This window comes from Anoxybacillus flavithermus (assembly GCF_002742685.1).
Lineage (GTDB): Bacteria > Bacillota > Bacilli > Bacillales > Anoxybacillaceae > Anoxybacillus > Anoxybacillus flavithermus_E.
Window position 1 is genome coordinate 1 of record NZ_PEDM01000058.1, and the last position, 4,102, is coordinate 4,102.

Annotated in this window: 2 protein-coding genes; both read left to right on the forward strand. The window is 42.1% G+C overall.

Annotation, left to right across the window (positions count from 1 at the left end; translation table 11 throughout):
* The coding region (locus CS060_RS13775) for an S-layer homology domain-containing protein (protein WP_180271097.1) at window positions 1-2,805 on the forward strand (2,805 nt) is incomplete at its 5' end.
* Window positions 2,806-2,955: 150 nt separating this feature from the next.
* The gene (locus tag CS060_RS13780; RefSeq protein ID WP_035047939.1) at window positions 2,956-4,002 is read left to right on the forward strand and encodes a S8 family serine peptidase; all 1,047 of its coding nucleotides are present in this window, start codon (window positions 2,956-2,958) and stop codon (window positions 4,000-4,002) included.
* Window positions 4,003-4,102: the final 100 nt, after the last annotated feature.

A 4,102-nucleotide genomic window follows, 5' to 3' on the forward strand; every position in this document is an offset into this window, starting at 1 on the left:
GTTTGTATAAATCAGGAACCTGTCTTCTTTTCTCCCACAAACATTTTACTCATACAAGAAACGAGCGGAAAAACTGTTGTGATTGACAATTTGAAAAACGGTGCAGCATATTATTTTGCGATTACAGCATTAGATGCAAACGGAAATGAATCGGCAAAAGTAGAAACAAGTCGCGTCGTACCACATTATCCATTAACAGAAGAGCACGTTGCTTTACTTTCTGAAGTGAACGGTGGAGTGCTCGATTTAGCTGCTTCAATTACGGTTGAAGCGAAAGTGCAAATAGATAATGTAACGAAACATGGGTTAGCTGACGGTTTACAAGCGGTGTTGCAAGTGAAAAAACCGAATAGCGACAAATGGGAACACATACAAGCAACGTACGACCGACAAGATGGCGATGCGAACGTATTCCGTGCATCGTTCACCCCATTGCAAGCAGGAACGTATACGTATCGTTACAAATTTACGACAAATCTTGGCGATGATTGGGTGTATACAAGCGAGAAAACATTTACGCTCACAGCAAATACAGAGGACACTCAAGCACCTGCCAAAGAGATTCAACTTGTTCAACCAGAAGTTGAATCCGGGCAAGTGAATTTAAAGTGGTCGTTCGTAGATCGAGATGACAATGATGCATATATGCTTGTCATTGAGCGTGATGGTCAAATCATTCATACAACAACGGACATTGGCACATCATTTACTGACTATGATGTCGAAAACGGGAAAACATATACGTATGTTGTGAAGTTGTATGACCGCGCTGGAAACTTTGCCGCATCAAATGACGTCCAAATTACACCAGACATCGTGATGGTTCAAGTGACGTTTAAAGTGAAAGCGCCAAGCTATACGCCGTTAGATACGCGCATCACAATTCCAAATAGCATCAACGGTTGGAATACAGGTGCATGGGAAATGACGCGCGGTGGAGCGGTCACGCCTGATTGGGAGTTTACGACAGAGCTACAAGAAGGCGAAACGATTATTTATAAATACGTCAAAGGCAGCTCATGGGATCAAGAAGGGCTAGCTGATCATACGCGTGACGATCAAACAGATGATGACGTCAGCTATTACGGATACGGTGCGATTGGCACAGATTTAAAAGTAACGGTGCACAATCAAGGCAATAACAAAATGGTCATTCAAGATTACATTTTACGTTGGATTGATATGCCTGTCGTTGTTGAAGATGTCATCAAAGACGGTGATCGTGTGACGATTAAAGGAAATGCCATTAAAGATGGTGTGTTAACAATTAATAAAGAGCGTGTAACAATTCAAGATGACATGTCATTTACGTACACGTTCACACCAGCAGCCAATCAAAAAGAAGTGGCTATCCATATTGAACCGTCTGAACGAAGCAAGTCAGACATCTTTAAAAATGATGGCGGTGCCATTGCGAAAAATACGAAAAATTACGTATTAAATATCGACACAAAACAATTGCGTGAAGGAGTATTACAAGAAGAAACCACACCGGGCAGTGGTACAACACCGGGCAGTGGTACAACGCCAGGTAGCGGTACAACGCCAGGTAGTGGCACAACACCAGGCAGCGGCACAACACCAGGGAAGGTCGAAAACGGTGCAGTTATTTTACAACCACAAGTAGAGACGAAAGAAAAAGACGGCAAAGTCGTAGAAAAAGTTGCGACCGTTTCGTCAAATGAAGTGGCTTCTATTGTTAGCGCACTTTCAAATGAAAATAAACAAGTTGTCGTCTCTCTCGGTTCGCTTGCGAAAGGTGTAGTTACAAAAGTAGATGTGCCAGCTACATTGTTTACACAGGCAGCAAATAAGCAAGGAGAAGCAACGATTGTGAGCGCGAGTGAACAAGCGACATACAAATTGCCTGCAAAAGAAGTGAAAGCGTCTCTGGAAACGATTGCGCAAACACTCGGTGCAACAGTCGAACAAGTAAGCATATCGATCGAAATGAAAGTAAAGGATGCTCCACAACTACGTGCAAAAGCATTGTCTGATGCAGTAGAGTTTCACGTTGTAGCGAAGGCAAACGGAAAAGAACAGGTCATCGAACGTTTTACTCAATATGTTGAACGGGAAATCGTATTGAAGCAGGCGGTGAACGCAAGTCGTTCTATTGTAGTTCGTGTAAACGATGACGGTTCCATTACACCTGTACCGACCACATTTGTTGGCAACAAAGCGGTCATCAAGTCATTGACGAACTCGACATATGTCGTCGTTGAAGGGACACATACATTTGGCGACATCGAGCGACATTGGGCGAAAGGGTACATTGATACACTTGCGTCAAAACAATTAGTCAAAGGGATGACGGAAACAGCATACCGACCAAATGAGCAGATGACACGTGCCCAGTTTGCTGTGTTGCTTGTACGAGCATTAGCACTGCCACATGAAGCATATGACGGTCGATTTGCCGATGTAAAAGGGACAGAATGGTTTAACAAAAACGGTGAATTAGCTACAGCAGTCAAACTAGGTATCATTCAAGGAAAAACAGCCAATACGTTTGCACCGAATGAACCGATTACTCGCGCACAAGCAGCCGTCATGATCGAGCGAGCATTGAAACTTTCGTTCGTTGGCTATGATGAAACAAAGCAAGACAAAACGAAAAAAGTGACAGATTTCCATGATGCAAAGCAAGTGCCAGCATGGGCAAAACAGGCGATTGAAGTAGTATACCAAGCAGGAGTCATGCAAGGACGGGATAGCGGAAGCTTTGATCCGGCAAGCTATATGACGCGTGCGGAAATGGCGAAAGTATTGGCGGAGTTTTTAGGGAAAGTAAAATTGATGTAGCTGAAGGCAGGCCTCCGATGTGGAGGTCTTTCTTTATGTCGGAAAATGTCGAAAATTACATAAGGAAACAGAAAAAAAGAATATTATAATATTTTATGTATTTTATAGTTTTATAACTTTATTTTTCCATTATAGAAGGGAGAGGAAAAAGTGAAGTGGAAAAAACCTTTTAGTGTCATGACGACAACGGTGTTAATGGCGAGTATGTTCGCTGGCAGTGCTTGGGCGAATGAGTCGTCTAGTTCACTAACATCAGTTGTCTCATCTTCTAGCAAATTGCAACGAGAACTTGTGCAGAAGAAGTTAGAAAAGCAACTAAAAAAACTTCCACAAAAAGTAGAGTGGAAAGAAACAGACAACGTACGTGTTGTCGTTGAAGTGGAAGGAAAAACACCGCTTCAATATGCTACAGAGCAAGGTAAGTTGTATAAAGACTTATCAGAACAAACGCGAGAGCAGCTTGAAAAACAAGCGGAACAAAAACAAAAAGAAGCATTGCAACAAATTCAACAATCGGGTGTTGATGTAGACGTTGAACAATCGTTTACAACGGTCGTAAACGGGTTCAGTACAGAAGTGCAATATGGCGATATTGAAAAAATTCAAAGTTTGCCATCGGTTAAAGCTGTTCATCTTGTCAACGCCTATGAACGTCCACAACCGATGCCAAATATGAAAACAAGCCATCAATTTATTCAGTCACAAGCAACATGGGCAGACGCGCAGTTGCGTGGTGAAGGTACTGTCATTGCGATTATTGATACAGGCATTGATCCATCACACCAAGATATGAAATTAAGTGAAACAACGGAAGAAGCATTAACAAAAGATGAAGTTGAACAAATGGTTAGTGAACAACACCTCCCAGGAAAATACTTCACAGAAAAAGTACCGTACGGATATAACTACTTCGATAAAACAGACGAAATTCGCGATCTTGGTCCAGCAGCTTCTATGCATGGCATGCATGTAGCTGGCACAGCTGCGGCAAACGGTCAAATTTCTGGTGTTGCACCAGAAGCACAAGTGTTAGCCATGAAAGTATTTAGTAATGATCCGATGTATGCATATACATATGACGATGTGTATGTAGCGGCTATTGACGATGCGATTAAACTCGGTGCAGACGTGATTAACATGAGTTTAGGAAGTGCAGCTGCATTTTATAATGAACGTAACTATTCAGCCACATCATAAAGTGAGCTGAATATTTTTTGCTTTTCCTGTCTATGATGTGAATATTGATAGACAAGGAGGTGAATCGCATGTTGACGGTACAACAAGCTGTATTTACAGT